Origin of the sequence: Microvirga calopogonii (assembly GCF_003347665.1) — a bacterium.
Taxonomy (GTDB): domain Bacteria; phylum Pseudomonadota; class Alphaproteobacteria; order Rhizobiales; family Beijerinckiaceae; genus Microvirga; species Microvirga calopogonii.
Window position 1 is genome coordinate 1 of the sequence record NZ_QDGA01000098.1, and the last position, 17,651, is coordinate 17,651.

Below are 17,651 nucleotides of genomic sequence, written 5' to 3' on the forward strand. Positions count from 1 at the left end.
GGACCCAGTTTCACGGGCCGCTTAGGCAGCAAGACCGAAGAGCTGATTGACCAGACGGATTTCGCCTATCGCTCGCCATCCCCGCTTGTTGTAATGACCGCGGCGGATCATGCGCATGATCTCAAAACCCTTCAGGGTCGCCGCTGCAGTTGTCATCGTCTGAAAGCCGCGAGTCGGACGGATCACTCGCTTAAGTGCACCGTGATCCGCTTCGATGATGTTGTTCAAGTACTTTGACGTCCGATGCTCGACATCTTTCGATAGCAACCCTTCATTCTGCAAGCGCCGGATTGCCTTCGGGTAAGATGCCAGTTTGTCAGTCGTGATCGAGGACGGCCGATAATCGCTCATTGTCTTCAGAGCCTTGCGCAGGAAGCGATAAGCCGCTCCAGTATCACGCCGACCAGCCAGCATGGAGTCGATCAGTCGACCATGTTTATCGACCGCTCGGAACAAATATCGCCAGCGTCCGCCCACTCGTACATCTCATCCACTCGCCACGGACCTGCACGATGTCCTTGGCAGGGCCGCATCCGCTTCTCAATCTCCGGGGCATAGCGTTGGACCCAACGAAAGATCGTGCTCGGATGGACGCTGATACCGCGCTCGCACATCATTTCCGCCACATCGCGGTAGCTGATCCCGTACTTGCAGTACCAGCGCGCGCACAGCAGGATGATCGCGACCGGAAAACGGCGGCGCTTGAACAGGGACAACACGGCGGCTCCTCGAATGGCCGCTCCGGACTACACTGCCGGGATTAACGCAACAGTGCCGTTCAGCGCACCTGTGCCGAGCCCGTCAGGGCATTCCGCACAGGCTCGCGCAGCAGTTGGACAGCATCGCCTGCCAGAAAGACATGGACCTCATGCCCTGCCTCGACTGCCGCTGCCGCGACGAAAAAGGCAAGGGTCGCCTTCGTCGGGTTTTCAGGTCCGCAGGTGACATGGACAAGAAGCCTGGACATGAACATCTCTCCAAGGATGAACATGAGGTCATTGCACCGCATCAACTATGTGCTGGATCATGCGGTGCGCCAACGTACCGGTCCGACTATTCTGGATGAGGCGCTCTGTAGGACCTGAACGAGGCGGCCTCAGTCTTCATGTTCGTCAGTGGACCGCGCTCGTCGGCACCGGCACCTCGATCTTGAACCCAACCACCGCATCGAAGAGGGCGGTCTTCCGGAATAGGATAGGCCGCATCCAGTCTGCCTGGACCTCATCACCTCGGCGGACCATCTCCATCAGCCCGAACCATGTGAGTGGGCGGAGTATGCGGCTCCTCATGGCAGGCCCAGAAAGGTCCCTGGCTGTGCGGTCGAGACGCTCGTCGCGGACAGTGCAGACCTGAGCGAGCAGATCGGCGTCCGCCCAGTCGTTGGCCGCTACTGACAAACACCAGAGCACAATGCCGATATGGTCCTGGGGCCAGTGCTCGACTGAGAACCGATCAAAATAGCTGAGGCTGACCCGCCACAGGGTCGTCTCGAACAAGAGCGCAAAGAGGTCGGCGGATGCGTTCGGGTCCAGAAGGGCTTGAGCCTTCTTGGCCGCGATCAGCACCTTTCCACGACGGCGCAGCAGGCCCGCCACTTGGAGCACGATGCGGGTGACGTGAACCGGCAGGGCATCAGCTTCATTCAGCACCTGATTGACGGCAAGGACCTCATTCTTGGTGTAGTCGGGCCAGTCGATCAGATCAAAGAGGGCTCGCGTATCCGCCCGTGACAGGGCACCGGCTGCGGTCAGAGACAAGCCGCCTTGTGCAATAGCCCGTTCAATTACCTGACGGGCTGCCATGACCAGCGGGACAGCGTTGATCTCGTGCAGCGCTCGGTTCGGAGTGAGGAAAATGCCCTCGGGGAGGCCGCGCCTTGGTGCGTCCACAAGCGCATGAAGACCCTCGCGATTCAGAAGCCGCCAAGCGGGAATGAGACGGGTTTCCGCTGCCATGGTCACACTCGCAATTATTCCAAACCTGTCGATCCTGCCATGCCTCAGCGGCATACTATTCCTACGCCGCCTGTGTAACTCGGTCCGATGAATTCACCTACTATATCCACACGTGACCGGGAAAGAAAAAGGGCGGCTCTGGGGCCGCTCAGTTGCGCGGCAATCAAGCTACCTGAATGCACTTGGTGATGTGAGCGCTGTGGGCTACGGCTGATGTCCTTGAAATGGTGCCTGCTTCGGTGAAATTGGTGCTCTCGGACTTGGCCCGTAGTGCGCCCTGTGGCAGGCGGTAATGCCTCATCAGCCGATGATGCGGGCGAGGAGGACGACAACCATCGCCCCTAAGGTTGCAGTCGCAATTCGGCTGGCGGTCTGATTGCGAATGCCGAGGTCAATTCCAAAACGCTCCAGGAGAAAGCCGCCAACGAGTGATCCAGCAAGTCCGGTGACCACGTAATGAAGGAGGCCAGAGCCGCCAACAAGCCAGCTTGCCAGCCAGCCTGCCACGATCCCAATTCCGACCTGGGCCGCGATGGCTCGTTTGTCCAACGCGTCAAGGGCCTCCCGGTCCACACTGATGCGGAACGGAAGCCGAGTGCCGGTTGGCTCAGGTGCTTTGCGCGCACCTCGCCTTTGGCCTGGGTTGCTCTTGGATGTTTTCGCCATGTGCTCGATATGGATGCTCGTGGAGAAACAATCCAGGAGCTACGCTTGGAGAACCGTAGACCAGCCTGCCTTTCCAGCCATCAGGCCAGCAAGGGCTGCGGTGATCTCCGGAGGTCTGCCCCAGCACCCACTCTGCTCGGCGACTGAACCTTCGCTCCAGCCTTCAGCCTCGCATTCTCGGCCCGGAGCGCCTCAAGCTTCTCGACTTGCGCATGGTTGGCACGGATCAGTTCCCTGATCTCACCCCTTAAGTCTGCGATCTCAGCTTTAAGGTCCTCCCGCTCGGCAGCAAGGCTATCCTCGTGTCGGGCCTGGGCCTGGAACTCACGAATCTGCTGCTTCTGATCCGCGACCTTTTCTTGGAGCTTTTTGATTTGCTGCTCAGCTTTTGCGAGCCGCCGCTTCATGTCCTTTACCTGTTGCTCGGCCTCACCGGCTTCGGTGAGCTTTCGGTCTGATCCGGCGAGAATCATGATCTGGTGGACCCCTCTTGATCTATGCCTCGATAAGAACAAACATAGAACATATATCCGGGTCAAGTCATGCTTTGACCTTCTGTCCTCTCCCCCTGATCTTGCCGAGAGCCGACCGTGAGGCCGCTCCTGATAGACTTGATGGAATGGATGGGGGCGAAGGAGCACCACCTCGTCAGCAGCGCCATCCAGCGATACAGTCGGAGAGCCCAGGAACCTTCCCTGGCAGACAGCATGAACCAGATGTTCAGACCCGCACAGGCCGATCAACGACCTGCCTTGGAGACCCTCGCGGGTTCGGTGGAGCGCGTCACCTTCCACAATGCCGAGAACGGCTTCGCTGTCCTGAAAGTCCACACGCGTGGCAAGCGTGACCTTGTGACAGTCGTGGGCCATACCTCTGCGGTGTCGGCCGGGGAGTGGATCACGGCAAGCGGACTATGGATCAGCGACCGCACGCACGGGCTCCAGTTCAAGGCCGAGGTTCTGAAGACCACCCCGCCGACCGGGGCAGAGGGCATCGAGAAGTATCTGGCCTCAGGCCAGATGCGCGGCATCGGGCCTGCTATGGCCAAGCGCATCGTCACTGCCTTTGGCGTCGATACGTTTGAGATCATTGAGGCCGCCCCTGAGCGCCTCACGGAGGTGCCGGGGATCGGTCCCATGCGGGCCTCTCGCATCGTGGCGGGCTGGGCCGAGCAGAAGGCTGTGCGGGAGATCATGATCTTCCTGCACGCCCATGGGGTCGGCACGGCGCGAGCCGTACGGATCTTCAAGACCTACGGCTATGAGTCCGTTCAGGTCATGACCGAGGACCCATATCGTCTTGCAAAGGACGTGCGCGGCATCGGCTTCAGAACAGCGGATGCCATTGCGGCCAAGCTCGGGATGGAGAAGACCGCTCCCCAGCGAATCCGAGCAGGCATTTCGTTTGCGCTCCAGACGGCCACCGACGAGGGGCATTGCGCTCTGCCGGTGGAGGCGCTTACCCGATTGGCGGAGCAATTGCTCGAAGTCGATGGAGCCCTAATCCGCACGGCTATCGCCGAGGAACTCTCGAAGGGGGAAGTCGTCTCGGACACCATCGGTGAGGAGACCTGCCTCTTCCTGAAAGGGCTCTACTTTGCCGAGCAGGCTATCGCCTCCCGGCTTGCTGAGCGGGCGTCTGGTCCAGCGCCTTGGCCCGAGATCGACCTCGACAAGGCGATTCCCTGGGTCGAGGGCCGCACGGGCAAAACTCTGGCGACCTCACAACGTGAGGCACTGAAGTTGGTGCTGGGCTCCAAGGTTGCGGTAGTCACCGGCGGTCCCGGAGTCGGCAAGACGACCCTGCTCGACACGATCCTGCGCCTGCTGGTGGCCAAGGGGGTCAGGGTGGCGCTGGCGGCTCCCACGGGACGAGCAGCCAAGCGCATGACAGAGCAGACCGGGCTGGAAGCCAAAACCATCCATCGGCTCCTGGAGATCGATCCTAAGCACGGTGGCTTCTCACGCAACGAGGAGAACCCGCTCGACTGCGATCTGCTGGTGGTGGACGAGACCTCCATGGTGGATGTGCCGCTGATGAATGCCCTCACCAAGGCCATCCGAACTCAGACAGGTCTGCTGCTCGTGGGGGATGTGGACCAGTTGCCGTCAGTTGGCTCGGGGCAGGTGCTCGCCGATATCATCGCCTCGGAGCGCATTCCTGTCGCCCGTCTGACCGAGGTGTTCCGGCAGGCGGCGGAGAGCCGGATCGTGGTCAACGCCCATCGCATCAACAAGGGCCAGATGCCCGAACCGCCGAAGGCTGGAGCGGAGAGCGACTTCTACTTCGTCGAGATTAATGACCCTGAAGAAGGGGTGCCGAAGATCATCCAGATGATCAAGGAGCGCATGCCGCGCCGCTTCGGCCTTGATCCGATGAAGGACATACAGGTGCTCTGCCCCATGAACCGGGGCGTGCTGGGCGCCCGTAACCTCAACATCCAGCTCCAAGAAGTGCTCAATCCCAATCCGCCTGCGAAGGTGGAGCGGTTTGGCTGGCGCTTCTCACCCGGTGACCGGGTGATGGAGACCCAGAACGACTATGACCGGGAGGTCTTCAACGGCGATCTCGGCACGGTAGTCAGGATCGATGATGAGGAAGGGGCGCTGATCGCCTCCTTTGATGGCCGGGAGGTGTCATACCCATTTGGCGAGCTCGACACCCTCGTCCCCGCTTACGCGACCACCATTCACAAGTCGCAGGGGTCGGAATATCCCGCCGTCATCATCCCGGTCGTAACACAGCACTTCACGATGCTGGCTCGCAACCTGCTCTACACTGGCGTCACCCGCGGCAAGCGATTGGTCGTTCTGGTGGGCCAGAAGAAAGCAGTCGGGATTGCAGTCAGAGGCGGGCAGATGAAGAGACGCTGGACCAAGCTCAGGGAATGGCTCTCGCGTGAACCCGCGCACTCATAGGTCCTGAGTAAGCGGAAACGCGAGGGCTCATGGCTTCCGGTAGACCTCACAAGAGAAATGTATAGATTGGACAGGAACGCTCACGCGTTCCCGTGCTGATTGCCTTCTCGTTCGCACTCCCTCTTGGGTCGGGAGCGCTCACTTTCAGGCAATCAGCGAATTTCGAATAGTTGACCAGAAATATTGTTTAGCGCTGGGCGCGCTGAGCCCATTCGCAAGATTTTGCTTACACACTTTTATCCCCCTGTCCCTTCCAAGGCTAATAGAACAATCGGTCCAATGATGTTCGTCCTTTGGAAGAGACAGGGAGAGAAGAATTGAAGAGAAAGTCGGTGAATGAAGAGTTCATTCGCTGAGTTCCGCCCACAGTGGCTTGGCGATGTACCATCTTTACGATGGAGCAGGTGGCTACCCGAACCCTGCCTGTATTCGCCCTTCCCGACAGGCCATAGCTTGTCTAGCGGTTCAGCGCCCGTGGGCGCTGGCGTCTATACCGAGCCAAGCCTACTCGACACGGTACAGATGGATCGATGTCAATGTGGCCGTGCCGTCAGACAGAGCGATCCTCTTTCGAACGATTACGCCAGAAAAACTGGGAACGACCGTTCTACGTTCTGGTGCATCCCACACCATGCACTGGAGGCCCACACTCAGAGGCACAGCGGTTTTGATCTGGGCCAGATCAACAGGTCGGTTCCCGACGCCCTGAAATGTATGTCATTGTTATTTAGAATAGCGGCGCACAAAGCCCACCAAAGCACCTATTTTCGGGGCGATTTCGGGCGAAACCGCTTACGCTCCCGCTTGATGGCCAAGTCAGTTGGTGTGGTACGCGCGTTCCAGGCTTTCACTTCTTGAGTATCAAGACTTGCTTCGGACTCTGATGAATTCCTTAGTGCTTTGGCCTTCAACGCTTTGAGAATGCCATTCCATTGCTTCATTTGTTTGTCTGTAGGTCGCTTCATAATCAATCACAAAATTCTTCAAAAATGCAGTCCAGGCGGGCTGTCTCTATGTATCAATGAATAGACCACAAGCTGACGCTACATGTCGATTTCTTTAAGCAACACGCATGTCATTGGCGCGCCACAAACTGACTCCTCTATCCCGAGACTTGCGACGCAGGCTCTTGCTCACCGGTTTAGACGCTCAAGTCATTCTGAATGCGACCGGACCCTCAGAGGGCACGTTCTGCCCTTCATTAAAGTGCGCTACAGTGAGTGAAACCAACTCCGTCTGACAGGAGCCTGCATGAAGAAGGCGCGCAAGCTCTATGAAAGCTCAAGCGGTGACCGCTGGTACCTGATCCGGGACCCTTCGGGTGCCTTGTTCATCCATCACGAGGCCAATGCGGCATCTGGTGGACATGTGGAGCATGAGGACATCACCACGTTCCTGAGCCGTGGTGATGGTCCGGAACAGCAGGAATTGCTACGGTTGATCGGAACCTTGGTCGAGGAAAACTCCACTGACGCGTGACGAGCTTGCTGGGCGCGAGATCACGTTGGTGATCACGGGAATGCCTCCATGAGGCAGGTCTGCCATGTAGAATGCGCCACTCAATCTTCGTCGTCGTCAGGTAGGGACTCACTCCGTCCGATGTCCCAGGCGCGGTGACCAGCCTGTCGCTCCAGGGCCTCAACCTGCCGCAGAAGCTGGGTCGCGAGCCTCACCTCGCGCCGGAAGCCTTCGTCGCTGGGATCGCTGCCCAGGCGCTGCTGCATGTCACGCACTCTCGCCTCTAAGGCTCGCCTGAGAACGCTCAACTGTTCTTGGTCGATTTTAAGCAACATCGTCGAGCTTCCACATGATTGACAGTAGGTCTGGTGAACTGGCTGACCAGAGCGCCTTATTCTGCTCTAACGGCTGCTTTGAGGCTGGGCCTGGAAGGCAGTATCTATCCCAGCACCACCGAGAAGGGGACAGTGAGCACGATGTGGCCGGTTTCATCGGCAACCTCGATGGCCATGTTGTTGAGGGCTCCATGCGGGAGGTCGTCCCATAGATCGCAAAGCTCGCGCGCTACATTCACCGCCTCGCCACGGGCTTCATCAATGTTGGCCAACTCGGTCCCTACGCGATCTCGGTCGCGACCGTCGCCATCGTGAACATGAAAGTAATACCGGGCATGGCCTCAAAGGTTCTGGCGAAGATGATCCGTGCCGTGATCGGTATCTGACCTGAAGGGGCCGACCAAGGTACCGGCGATCACAGCCTGACTATACACCTTTAAGGCCGCGCCATGCAGAAAAGCGCGGGATGGCAATGAGCATCAGGCTTCAGGCGATAACGTCCTGCCGATCCTGTAAGGAGGTTCTCGGAGGAACATTGTCGGTCGCCCCTGCGTTTTTCCAGTATCTCGTCGGAAAAGGAGAGCCGGATTAATACCCTGCACAATGCCATAGCCATCACCGCGTGGATCGACGGCGATGGGTCGAAAAGAGCCCTGGCTTGCTTTGAATAGCACCAGGGTTTTCTCGTGGGATGAGATCGACCGGGAGCAGCTTGAGGGTGGGCCGGTCCGGAAGTTATCAAGAAGCGGCGAGGCACTTCAACCTGTCCTGCGAACCCTGCGGGCACATCAACACCATTTCTTCTGGTTTCGGCAACTATCTTACCAAAGCTAAGCAAGGAGCATAGGTGAGGCCAAGATCACGGGCATCTGTTGTGCTGTACGGGCCGTTCCTGCTGATCCTGGTAGAACATCAACTTGTTCTATAAACCCTCTCAACCCAGTTCCCGTGCAGCCGAGGACAAGAACCTTATGAGCGAGAGCGCAACCTCTTCGAACTAAATCAAACTTGCTGCTGATATCGTCTCGGCCTACGTCAGCAACAACTCCGTTCCTGCCGCAGACCTACCGTCGCTGCTGAACTCCGTCTATTCCGCCCTGACGAAGACCACACAGGGTCAGCACGAGGAGCCGAAGGCTGAGTTGCTTCCGGCTGTTTCGGTGCGCAAGTCCATCACGCCAGATGCGATCATCTGCTTGGAAGACGGCAAGTCCTTCAAGTCCCTGAAGCGCCATCTGCGCTCCACCTACAACATGACGCCCGAGCAGTACCGCACCAAGTGGAACCTGCCCGCCGACTATCCAATGGTTGCGCCCAATTACGCCAAGGCACGCTCCGAACTTGCCAAGACAATGGGGCTCGGCCAGCAGCGCAAGAAGGGTGCGGCTCCAGTTGAGGCCCCGGAGGCTGCCGCTCCTGCCAAGGGCCGTCGCACGAAAAAGGCAGCCTAACGCATCCCAGAACGCTCCGGAACAGCCTCAGCCGTTCCGATGAATTCCCGCGAATCCGGTGCTACCGAGCACCGGATTCACGTTATTGCTTCCCAGCCCCTGTGCTCCTGGTATGTCACACTCGATGGGACCAGAGCGTCTCTGGCCACCTGATAAGCTGGACGGTTAACATAGGTTGGCGTCAAGCCTGCCCATTCAGGTAAGATTCACCCCTGATGGCTGAGGTTCTCCAGATGGATGAATGCCCTGAACATTCAGGACGAGTTGCAGGACGCTGGCTGTGCCGTCGCTGGCCCGTTCACCTCCTGCTCAGCGGCTTTGGACTGGCTTGGAGCAGAAACGCCTGCCATGGCCATCCTGGATGCAACCCTGAATGACGGCACGTGTAGTAACGTTGATGCCGAACTGACCCGCCGCAAGGTGCCCTTCCTGATCTACTCTGGCCATCAGGAGAAGCACCATTTGTTGGCCGAATTCCACCACGTGACTTGGATCGAGAAACCTGCCCTACCTGCTGTTCTGGTTCGCGCCTGTCAGCAGCTTCTGGACGGCTCCGCCAAATTGCTTGGGGAAGCGCTTAATCTTTGTTGAACCCAGACACACTAAACCCGCTTTCCGAGTAGTTTCAGGGTTGAGTGTCGCGTGACCAACGACAAATTGGCCTCTCTTTGGAAAGAACGTGACCGGCTCGCGACCCTGCGCAGCTACTGGATTCTCGACACGATACGAGAGCCTGCGTTCGACGGTCTGGCCGAGCTTGCCGCTCGCACCTGTCAGGCTCCCATAGCCCTGATCAGCCTCATCGACGAGCGCAGGCAGTGGTTCAAGGCCGAGGTGGGGCTTGGAATACGCGAGACGCCACTGGACTGCTCCATCTGTCTCACGGCCACGCTTCAGCCAGGAGCGATGGTCATCCCTGATCTCGGCGAAGACTCAAGGTTTGCTCACAATCCGCTGGTTACCGGAGAGCCGCACCTACGCTTCTACGCCGGGGCTGCGCTGCGGACGCCTGATGGAGTGCCCTTAGGAGCCTTGTGCGTCCTCGACTATGCTCCGCGCGACCTGACGGAGGATCAGACCATCACGCTTGCACTGCTTGCGCAGCAAGTGATGGCGCAACTGGAGTTACGCCGTGCCATCGCCGAGCGGGACGAGCGGCTGGAGGAGGGCCGTAAGGTCGAGCAGCGACAGACGCTGCTGGTACGGGAGCTTCACCATCGGGTGAAGAACACCCTCGCGAACGTCCAGGCCCTTGTTGGGGCAACGGGCCGGTCCACCGGCAGCTTTAACGAGTTCTATCACTCCTTCACGAGGCCGCATCACCTCTCTTGCAGGAACACATGATCTGCTCACTGAGGACTACTGGCAGACGGCTTCCTTGCGGGAGATCGCTCTGAACGAACTCAAGCCGTTTGCTGAGAGTCGCCAACCACGCTTTGTTCTGCTCGGGCCACCTGTTGACCTGTCGGCTGATCTGGCCGTGCCGGTTAGTATGGCGCTGCACGAACTGACCACGAATGCCATTCGCTACGGGGCTCTGTCCGTTCCGAATGGGTACGTCGAGATCAGGTGGACCGTGGACGAGGTGGAGGGTGGCAGAAAGCTTCACCTGGAGTGGAGGGAATTCGGTGGCCCTCCAGTGACAGAGCCGCAGCACCAAGGCTTCGGCTCGACTCTGCTTCGGAGGGTACTACCCATGCAGTGCAAGGCAGAGGTGAAGGTCGAATATCACAGGGAGGGGCTGCACTTCCGGATGGACGCCCCTCTGGTCGAGCGGCGGCTGGTTCCTGCCTATTGATGATTTCGATTGATCGACGTGAAGTCGGGGTCAGGCTCTGACTTTCCTTCTGCCTTCTGTCGAAGCCTTCTTGGGTAACCGCTTCTTAGTCGCTGCCTTTGCAGGCGGTCGTGTCATTCCGGTCAACAGAGCGTACTGCTGACGTTTCGCTTCGGCTGTCCAAAAGCCACGGGCTGCTCCAGCCCAGGTGTTCGCCGCGCTCAGACAGAGGCTCAGCCATGGATTCTTTGACATCGTGAACTCCGCCGTCTAATCAGGGTGTACGCCTTAGCAGTCAGCTAAGGACACGATTGGGTTCATCCAAAGCTTCGCGAACCAAGACGCAGCGCCAGCTATTCCGCGAAGCGGACGAACGCCCTGAGGCCCTTGATCAGCAACTCACGCTGATCATCTGAGAGATAGCCCTTGCAGGTGGCATCCACGAGCGCTGCCAACTCCTCTCGGCTGGGTCGCCGCTCCCTGATTTCGCTCGCCCACACGAGGATCTCGGCAGCACGGCTGGCACAGGAGGGGCACTCGTCCGCAATCTGGCGGGCCAGTCCTATAATGCTGTTGAGGGGCGAAGCTTCAGGACCCTCTGACATCTGTCACGTCCTCGCACCCAGCCAACAGCCACAGGAGCGCGGTGGCTTCTATGGCTGTCGTCCACAACCTTAATGAGGCGTTCTGCTACGATCAGATGCCCCAGTAGTAAGGGGTGCGCCAGTAGTCGTGCAATTCACGCTCACGATCTCGGTCCGACCACTCATAGTCGTCACGATCCCGGTAGAAGGTCGGAGCCCCGCGAAGCTGCTCTTCCGTAATGTCGGTGCGGTAGCCGCCCAAGCCCGTGTCATAGGTCAGCTTGCTCCAGGGGATCGTGTGCTCATCCTCGCCCATGCCGAGAAAACCGCCAAATGACATCACCGCATAGGCAACTTTGCCACTGATCTTCTCGATCATCAGTCGCTTGATTGAGCCCAGATGATTGCCTTGCGGATCATAGACCGCCGTTCCCTCAACCCGATCACTCTCGATCAGGGGCTTGCCCGTCATCTTACCAGAGGCATCCGTACGAACAGTGGTGTCTGTCTGAGTCATTGCTCGTCTCCTCTTTCAGCCTTGTTGATGGTCACGATGCGCAGCATAGCCGCGACGGGTTCTCGCATGATCCGGCACCTGCCTGTCGCCTCCACTCGGTTGGCCATGGATCATCCAGGCCAGCAAGTAGCCAACTGCTCCTGCTGCAAGGAGCGAAAGCCACGGGTTGTCCGTAATCCCCTGATGAAGCACCTGACGCCCCTCATGAAAGGAGCGTTCAGCCTCTGGAAAGCGTTCGCAGGCTTGACGCACATAGCGCTGGCCCTCGCTGTAAGCGTCTCGGGCCGTGGTGGCGGCTGTCTGCGCTACATCTTGTAGAGTCTCCTTGACCTGATCCAGAACCTTTTCGGCAGTCTTCTCCTCGGATTGATCCTGGCCGTCACGGCTCTGGTTGCTGGAGCCGGTGGAGGGTGCCCCTCGTGGCTCCTGAGGAGCAGGTTGCTTCGTCACGGTCACCGAGATTGGATCGCTGGTTGGAAAGGTCTCCTCAATGGCATGGTCGAGCCGTGCATCGAGGTTCTCCTGCGAGTTCTCAGGCAGCTTGTTATCCGGAGGGCATTCCTCGGGCTGCTTTGCCGCTTCAGCAGGAGTGGATGGGCTGGTGACCGAGGGTGTGTTGACCATGACCGTTCTCCATCAGGAGGCCGGGATCAGGATAGCTCCCGGCTCCGCTTTGCCAAACCAACGTTAAGTCAGAAGCGCCGTTCCAGATCAAAATTAACATATGTGAGCAGCATAGCTGCAACCATGATGAGCATCAGCGGTTCTGATCGAGAACCAAATAAACCGTCTGAACTGATCCGGTCAGGGGCAGCCGGTGGCAAACCATGGCTGCAAAATCTCGATTGGAGGATGGAGGCACGCCTCTCACCAAAGCTGATGGACAGGCTCATCCGAACAGCTCCATCAATGGCTCGCTGGCAACGGCGCAGCTTGTCGCCGAGATCGGACGCTGTCTCGGATCTCGGTCTTCAAGGGTGCTCAAAGAGCCACTTCCTGACGAGCTTGCGATCCTGGTTCGCCAGTTGCAGGAGCGCGAGCAGGGCGCAAGTCCACCGGGGCGGAGCAACGCAGACGGCAATCCGTCCGAACATTAAGTCGTTCTTCGGTTGAAGACGCTCCCTCGCACCATCCGCTGAAAGCATGGGAGGAGATCAAGATGCCACGAACTGTATCAACGCGCCTACGGCTCGCTCAGGAAGATCACGCCGCCTGCTATCCCGACGATCTGTTGCCAGACCTTCAGCGCACCCTTGCGGCTCTGGTTGCCGCGGAAATCCGCTATGAAGAGGCGCGGGAGCGTCTTGCGCACGAGCCGCCTGCTGTCAGATCGTTGTTCCTGGTCGAGATTGAGGCCCGATATCGGCGGGAGCGTCAGCCCTATCTCGAGCGGCTGGAGCACCTCCAGCAGCGGATCAGAGCTTGGCTGATGCCGGGGTTCTAAGCTGCGGCACTGTGACAGGAACGAGCCTGATCTACGGCGGTTGGTTCCGTGGACGCCAGCAGGCGTCAGTTCTCCCAGGAGAGAGCCATGCCGATGGACAAAGATCGTGTGAAAGGCGCAGCCACCCGCACAGGCGGCAAGATGAAACAGGCCGCTGGCGAGATGATGGGCGACACTAAGATGCAGACTGAAGGCAAGATGGACCAAGCCAAAGGCAAGGCCCAAAACGCCATGGGCAGCGCCAAAGACGCTCTCAAGAAGAAGTAAGCCGCTGCGGCACGAAAATCACCACCCACCGACCATTCTATGTCGGTGGGGCAGGCGGCACGATGATTAAGCCCCGCCGAGTATCTCGACGGGGCAGGGGCAGCATCAAGGTTCAAAATCAGAGCCATCCTGAGCACCGAAGCTACGGCGTTGCCACGCTCCAGCCTTGGCAAAGGATGGTTCTTCAGTGCTTGGAACCGGCTTTTGCCTCGACCACTTCGCTGACTGACCACCTTGCGGGTCGGGCTTCCATGCCGCTCTTGTCTTTCTTCGGCTTCTTAGTTTCGCGGTTACCATGCTGTTCGCGGTGTGGCATGACGTAGCTCTCCATCGCTTCAGAAGACGTAATCCGGTAAGCCCGCTGCTCTCACAGCATACAATGGGAGACCAGCACTGTGTTGATCTACTCCCTTTGATCCTACTCTCGCGTGCGAGCCGCGCGAGCTTCCTCAATCAATGCGATCTGCTGTTCATGCGTCATGCGGTGGATGTGCCGGAGGTGCTCACGGCGACGCTTGGCTCCGCTGTTCGAGAGATGTGTGCCAGGAGGAGCCGAGGCAGACGTTGCTGAGGGTGTCTGTGACATTGCTCTGTCCTTTCAGCATCAGCATCCCCAGCATACACCTACAAAGATTTCGCCACTGAACGTAGCAGACCATAATCTCGCTGTGAGCCTGTGCTTCAACAGAACTCGTCCGTCAAACTGTGATGGAGACTGCGATGAAAGTTCTCCTTCCTGCGCTGCTGATGATCACCGTCATCGGCGCAGCATCGGCCCAGACGACAGGGCAAAGCTCTGCCTCCGATCACCCGATCTACCTGAATCCCAAGGACATGAAGTGGGACAGAATCGTCCCAGAGCTTGGGGCTGGCTCCCCTGAGATCACTATCCTGCACGTTGATCAGAAGACCGGTGCGACGAAGCTGATGATCCGGGTGCCGCAGAACTTCCATGTGCCAAAGCACTGGCATACGGCCAATGAGACCCACACCGTCGTCTCCGGCACCTTCATCATGGCTCATGATGGAAACCGGGAAGAACTAGGTGCTGGGTCGTTCAACTATGTCCCGAGCAAGCTGATCCATGAGGCATGGACCAAGCCAGACGAGGGGACCCTGCTCTTAATTACCGTCGATGGACCGTGGGATGTGAACTGGGTTGAGGGACCACCGAAGGGGCCGAGTAACTAGGAACCCAGGCTGGGCGTGGGCTGACATGAGGCTCCGGATACACACAGGAGGCGCTCGCCAAGGCGAGAGAGGAACCTCCGTAATCGGACTACCCGAGTGCGCTTAGCTCCGTGCCTTCTCTGGAGAACAGTCTTATTTGTTAGAGGAAAAGAATGGCAGCCCACGAACCCAAGCCGATACAAACCACGACGGCTGTCCAATTCAGGATGCGGTCGAGGACGCTGCGTGCGGGCGCAATTCCGATACCATCCGGCTTCGGCGGCAGGTCTGTGGGCATGACATAACCCCTAGTGACGTGACACCTTCAGAGGGTGATCTGGCTCTGCTGGCACCTTCTTGATTTGCATCTCGTGAACGACGCATTCGGCTGCGCTCGATAGCGCCCTGATCCGGTATTGAGACCCATGCGATGTTTCAGGCAGCGCCTGAACAATCACGTATGTATCGGGATTTGCTCGTCTGGGATGGGCCGGGAGAACTGTCTGACCAACCTGGAACTTGTGCGCCATGGGACACCTCGCCTCGAAAACCTCATCGGTACTCGCGCTCGGACTCAACCTATCAAGGCCGCTGATGATTGTTGGAGCCGTCACTGACGGGCTCAGAGCGTAAGATGCTCATCCTTCCGGCCACCATCCGCGTGGCGGCACGTTCCCACTTTTCTTAACCCATGTAAACAGCCTCGCTAAACTACACGCCTCCTGCGGCACTCCCCTTCACGAGACAAAAGTCCCATCGGCCTCTATTCAGACGCAATATCCTGCGAGATTGCTTCTCTTCCGGAGGCACCATGCATGATGTGTGCAGATGATTGAACTCTGCCATCAGCCAGAACTCCTCCAGCAGGCGCAGGCGCTTGAACATTGGGCTGAATGTCGGGAGCGTGCCGTTGCAAAGCTTGAGCTTAAGGTCAAGCAGTTGGAGGCCCATAATCGAGTGGATGAGGGCATCCGCCTGCGCGCTGCAGCCCACTGTTTGCGCCAAGCGGCAGTCCGCGACCGCCGTCATCCCACGGCATTGAGACAAGCAGCGCAATCATACCGTAGCAACTCGATCTGCCCGCAGGGCTATCGCCTCAACATACACACGGTTGCCAATAGCCAATCCATTCGGTCACGGGACTGGCGTCTGCGCGCCGCTTGACCCTCTGTTGGCGCAGGAGCACCATACGGTTTATAAGTCTCGCGCCTTGAAGGCTGTCATGGCTCAACGCAATGATGATGTCATCTTGATCCGGCGCTGGTTTCAGCGCCTCCAGGTCTGTGCCCAGACAGTGGATTTCGCAGGCTCCCGTCCGCTCTTCGCTGACAACATCATCACCTTTGGCTCCTTCACAGCGTTCACAATAGGACGCGAGGCAACCGAGCAAGAGCAGTGGCGTCACGTCTGGGGGCATATTGATCAGTTCCGCTGGCGTTTTGATGACCTGCGCACCCTCTTATCAGGCGACCGTCTTACGGCAGTCGGCATGGCAGTGAACCGCACCGGGATTTCCGGAGGCTCCAACTCCTGACAGGATGGAGCCATGACAAAGCGAACACCCCCGTATTCACCAGAGGTCCGCGAGCGGGCGGTCCGGATGGTTTTCGAGCACCGGGACGAGTACGCCTCACAGTATGAGGCGATCCTGTCGCTTGCGGCCAAGATCGGCTGCTCGCGTGAGACGCTGCGCCACTGGGTGCGGCAGGCCGAGCGCGACCAGGGCCTTCGCCCCGGCCCGACGAGCGCGGAGCAGGAGAGGATCAAGGCGCTCGAGCGGGAGGTGCGCGAACTGCGTCAGGCCAATGAGATCCTGCGCAAGGCCAGTGCCTATTTTGCCCAGGCGGAGCTCGACCGCCGCTTCAAGCCATGAAAGCCTTCATCGACGAGCATCGTGAGGTTTACGGGGTCGAGCCGATCTGCCGTGTGCTGCCGATCGCCCCGTCGACCTACCATGAGAGATGGGTTTGAAGGGCGTGGTGCGCGGCAAGAGCATCCGGACCACCGTCAGTGACGCCGCCGCCCCTTGCCCGCGTGACCGGGTCAACCGGCAGTTCACGGCGCCGCGGCCAAACGCCTTGTGGGTCAGTGACTTCACCTATGTGGCGACCTGGTCGGGCTTCGTCTCTGTGGCCTTCGTGATCGACGCCTTCGCCCGAAAGATCGTGGGCTGGCGGGTGTCGCGCACGGCCCGGGCCGCGTTCGTGCTCGATGCCTTGGAGCAGGCTCTCCACGAGCGGCAACCTCTCCGACGATCCAGCCTCATCCACCATTCTGATAGGGGAGTCCAATACGTGTCGATTAAGTACACCGAGCGCCTCGCCGCAGCGGGGATTGAGCTATCTGTCGGCAGTGTCGGCGACGCGTACGACAATGCCTTGGCGGAAACGGTGATTGGCCTGTTCAAGACCGAGGTGATCCATCGGCGTGGTCCGTGGCGCTCGTTTGAGAGCGTCGAATTCGCCACCCTCGAGTGGGTCGCATGGTTCAATAACCGGCGCCTGCTCGAGCCCATCGGCAACATCCCGCCCGCTGAGGCGGAAGCCGCCTACTATGCCCAGCTTGAGGTCATACCGATGGCCGCGTAGAATCCAAGCCAATCAGCCTCCGGAAAACCCGGCGCGATTCACAGTGTTCGAGTCCACCGGCTACACCGAAGGCGGCAGCGCGTTTGATCGGCCCGGACGGGCAACGGTGGTGCTGGGGCGGCAGGCTGTGGGTGAGGAGTGGGTGGCGCAGCACACGCACGTGTCGCTGTTCCCTGGCACTCCGTCCCGCTCCTTCGGCACCAAGCGGGAGCATTTACCTGCTTTGTAGCAGAGACAACGCAGCAGGCTGGAGGAGCTTGGCGCTCCGGAGCCGAGGTGGCTCAGGTGTGATGTCTGGCACGGGAAGGTCACCGATGACCGAGCGAACCTACAATGTTCTCTTTCTCTGCACCGGCAACTCAGCCCGGTCGATCCTGGCGGAAGGCATCCTGCGCAAGGATGGCCAAGGTCGTTTCACAGCCTACTCGGCGGGCAGTCAGCCAAGGGGCACGGTCAATCCGCTGGCCCTGAAGGTGCTGGGCGACCACGGCTACCCAACAGACGGCTACCGCTCGAAAAGC

The 17,651-nt window shown here is 59.1% G+C and carries 21 protein-coding genes, 3 pseudogenes and 1 other annotated feature; of the genes and pseudogenes, 13 read left to right on the plus strand and 11 right to left on the minus strand.

Going from position 1 to position 17,651, the window contains the following annotated elements; all coding sequences use genetic code 11:
• Positions 1 to 21: 21 nt before the first annotated feature.
• From DDF70_RS30295 to DDF70_RS30315, 5 genes and pseudogenes are all read right to left on the minus strand, one after another.
• Positions 22 to 716 (minus strand): annotated as a pseudogene (locus tag DDF70_RS30295) (IS6 family transposase).
• Between the two features lie 62 nt (positions 717 to 778).
• Positions 779 to 967, minus strand: coding sequence for a DsrE family protein (locus tag DDF70_RS30300; RefSeq protein WP_205772506.1), 189 nt, complete (start codon positions 965 to 967; stop codon positions 779 to 781).
• A gap of 145 nt (positions 968 to 1,112) precedes the next feature.
• A complete protein-coding gene (locus tag DDF70_RS30305) occupies positions 1,113 to 1,955 on the minus strand; it encodes a hypothetical protein (RefSeq protein ID WP_114948395.1) in 843 nt (280 codons plus the stop codon).
• 300 nt (positions 1,956 to 2,255) lie between these two features.
• The gene (locus DDF70_RS30310; protein WP_245435700.1) at positions 2,256 to 2,504 is read right to left on the minus strand and encodes a GlsB/YeaQ/YmgE family stress response membrane protein; all 249 of its coding nucleotides are present in this window, start codon (positions 2,502 to 2,504) and stop codon (positions 2,256 to 2,258) included.
• A gap of 197 nt (positions 2,505 to 2,701) precedes the next feature.
• Positions 2,702 to 3,094 carry a hypothetical protein gene (locus DDF70_RS30315; RefSeq protein WP_114948397.1) on the minus strand — a complete coding sequence of 131 codons (393 nt, stop codon included), beginning with the start codon at positions 3,092 to 3,094 and terminating at the stop codon, positions 2,702 to 2,704.
• A gap of 234 nt (positions 3,095 to 3,328) precedes the next feature.
• Here DDF70_RS30315 and recD2 point away from each other — a divergent pair, with 234 nt between their 5' ends.
• Positions 3,329 to 5,539: an SF1B family DNA helicase RecD2 gene (gene recD2, locus DDF70_RS30320; protein WP_114948408.1), complete on the plus strand. Its 2,211-nt coding sequence runs from the start codon at positions 3,329 to 3,331 to the stop codon at positions 5,537 to 5,539.
• 1,251 nt (positions 5,540 to 6,790) lie between these two features.
• On the plus strand, positions 6,791 to 7,018 hold the full coding sequence (locus DDF70_RS30325; protein ID WP_114948398.1) for a hypothetical protein: 228 nt from the start codon (positions 6,791 to 6,793) through the stop codon (positions 7,016 to 7,018).
• Positions 7,019 to 7,098: 80 nt separating this feature from the next.
• Here DDF70_RS30325 and DDF70_RS30330 read toward each other — a convergent pair whose 3' ends face one another.
• Positions 7,099 to 7,263, minus strand: a complete 165-nt coding sequence (locus tag DDF70_RS30330; protein WP_162820785.1) for a hypothetical protein — start codon at positions 7,261 to 7,263, stop codon at positions 7,099 to 7,101.
• 173 nt (positions 7,264 to 7,436) lie between these two features.
• Positions 7,437 to 7,652 (minus strand): annotated as a pseudogene (locus DDF70_RS37100) (DUF6894 family protein); the annotation flags it as partial.
• 681 nt (positions 7,653 to 8,333) lie between these two features.
• Between DDF70_RS37100 and DDF70_RS30335 the strand changes: the two are divergent.
• The 4 genes from DDF70_RS30335 (at position 8,334) to DDF70_RS38880 (ending at position 10,581) form a co-directional block, all read left to right on the plus strand.
• Positions 8,334 to 8,783 (plus strand): Ros/MucR family transcriptional regulator, encoded by a 450-nt coding sequence (locus tag DDF70_RS30335; RefSeq protein ID WP_205772508.1) that lies wholly within the window; start codon positions 8,334 to 8,336, stop codon positions 8,781 to 8,783.
• Positions 8,784 to 9,020: 237 nt separating this feature from the next.
• Positions 9,021 to 9,374 carry a response regulator gene (locus tag DDF70_RS30340; RefSeq protein ID WP_114948400.1) on the plus strand — a complete coding sequence of 118 codons (354 nt, stop codon included), beginning with the start codon at positions 9,021 to 9,023 and terminating at the stop codon, positions 9,372 to 9,374.
• A 51-nt stretch (positions 9,375 to 9,425) separates the two neighbouring features.
• The gene (locus DDF70_RS38875; RefSeq protein WP_281024406.1) at positions 9,426 to 10,127 is read left to right on the plus strand and encodes a GAF domain-containing protein; all 702 of its coding nucleotides are present in this window, start codon (positions 9,426 to 9,428) and stop codon (positions 10,125 to 10,127) included.
• Entirely contained in the window at positions 10,039 to 10,581 is a 543-nt protein-coding gene (locus DDF70_RS38880; RefSeq protein WP_281024407.1) for a sensor histidine kinase, read from the plus strand. Before DDF70_RS38875 ends, DDF70_RS38880 begins: the two co-directional genes overlap by 89 nt.
• Positions 10,582 to 10,913: 332 nt before the next feature.
• Here the strand turns inward: DDF70_RS38880 and DDF70_RS30355 are convergent, their stop codons facing one another.
• The 4 genes from DDF70_RS30355 to DDF70_RS37105 form a co-directional block, all read right to left on the minus strand.
• Complete coding sequence (locus DDF70_RS30355) at positions 10,914 to 11,165, minus strand: hypothetical protein (protein WP_114948402.1); 252 nt, start codon at positions 11,163 to 11,165, stop codon at positions 10,914 to 10,916.
• 91 nt (positions 11,166 to 11,256) lie between these two features.
• A complete protein-coding gene (locus DDF70_RS30360) occupies positions 11,257 to 11,661 on the minus strand; it encodes a PRC-barrel domain-containing protein (RefSeq protein WP_114948403.1) in 405 nt (134 codons plus the stop codon).
• 15 nt (positions 11,662 to 11,676) lie between these two features.
• Positions 11,677 to 12,285 carry an ElaB/YgaM/YqjD family protein gene (locus DDF70_RS30365; RefSeq protein ID WP_114948404.1) on the minus strand — a complete coding sequence of 203 codons (609 nt, stop codon included), beginning with the start codon at positions 12,283 to 12,285 and terminating at the stop codon, positions 11,677 to 11,679.
• Positions 12,286 to 12,353: 68 nt separating this feature from the next.
• Positions 12,354 to 12,554, minus strand: a complete 201-nt coding sequence (locus DDF70_RS37105; RefSeq protein ID WP_162820787.1) for a hypothetical protein — start codon at positions 12,552 to 12,554, stop codon at positions 12,354 to 12,356.
• Between the two features lie 266 nt (positions 12,555 to 12,820).
• Here DDF70_RS37105 and DDF70_RS37110 point away from each other — a divergent pair, with 266 nt between their 5' ends.
• From DDF70_RS37110 to DDF70_RS30405, 7 genes and pseudogenes are all read left to right on the plus strand, one after another.
• Positions 12,821 to 13,105 carry a hypothetical protein gene (locus DDF70_RS37110; protein ID WP_162820788.1) on the plus strand — a complete coding sequence of 95 codons (285 nt, stop codon included), beginning with the start codon at positions 12,821 to 12,823 and terminating at the stop codon, positions 13,103 to 13,105.
• 87 nt (positions 13,106 to 13,192) lie between these two features.
• On the plus strand, positions 13,193 to 13,372 hold the full coding sequence (locus tag DDF70_RS30375; RefSeq protein ID WP_425374136.1) for a CsbD family protein: 180 nt from the start codon (positions 13,193 to 13,195) through the stop codon (positions 13,370 to 13,372).
• Positions 13,373 to 14,092: 720 nt separating this feature from the next.
• Positions 14,093 to 14,563, plus strand: coding sequence for a cupin domain-containing protein (locus DDF70_RS30380; RefSeq protein ID WP_162820789.1), 471 nt, complete (start codon positions 14,093 to 14,095; stop codon positions 14,561 to 14,563).
• 807 nt (positions 14,564 to 15,370) lie between these two features.
• A complete protein-coding gene (locus DDF70_RS37115; protein WP_162820790.1) occupies positions 15,371 to 15,706 on the plus strand; it encodes a hypothetical protein in 336 nt (111 codons plus the stop codon).
• A 58-nt stretch (positions 15,707 to 15,764) separates the two neighbouring features.
• The gene (locus tag DDF70_RS30390) at positions 15,765 to 16,076 is read left to right on the plus strand and encodes a Cif family virulence factor (RefSeq protein ID WP_205772507.1); all 312 of its coding nucleotides are present in this window, start codon (positions 15,765 to 15,767) and stop codon (positions 16,074 to 16,076) included.
• A gap of 12 nt (positions 16,077 to 16,088) precedes the next feature.
• Positions 16,089 to 17,127, plus strand: a pseudogene (locus DDF70_RS30395) (transposase); the annotation flags it as partial.
• Positions 16,370 to 16,486 (plus strand) — a sequence feature (AL1L pseudoknot). Its footprint overlaps the pseudogene before it by 117 nt.
• A gap of 317 nt (positions 17,128 to 17,444) precedes the next feature.
• Positions 17,445 to 17,651, plus strand: a 207-nt coding sequence (locus DDF70_RS30405; RefSeq protein WP_483466657.1) for an arsenate reductase/protein-tyrosine-phosphatase family protein, incomplete at its 3' end; no start/stop codon positions are given.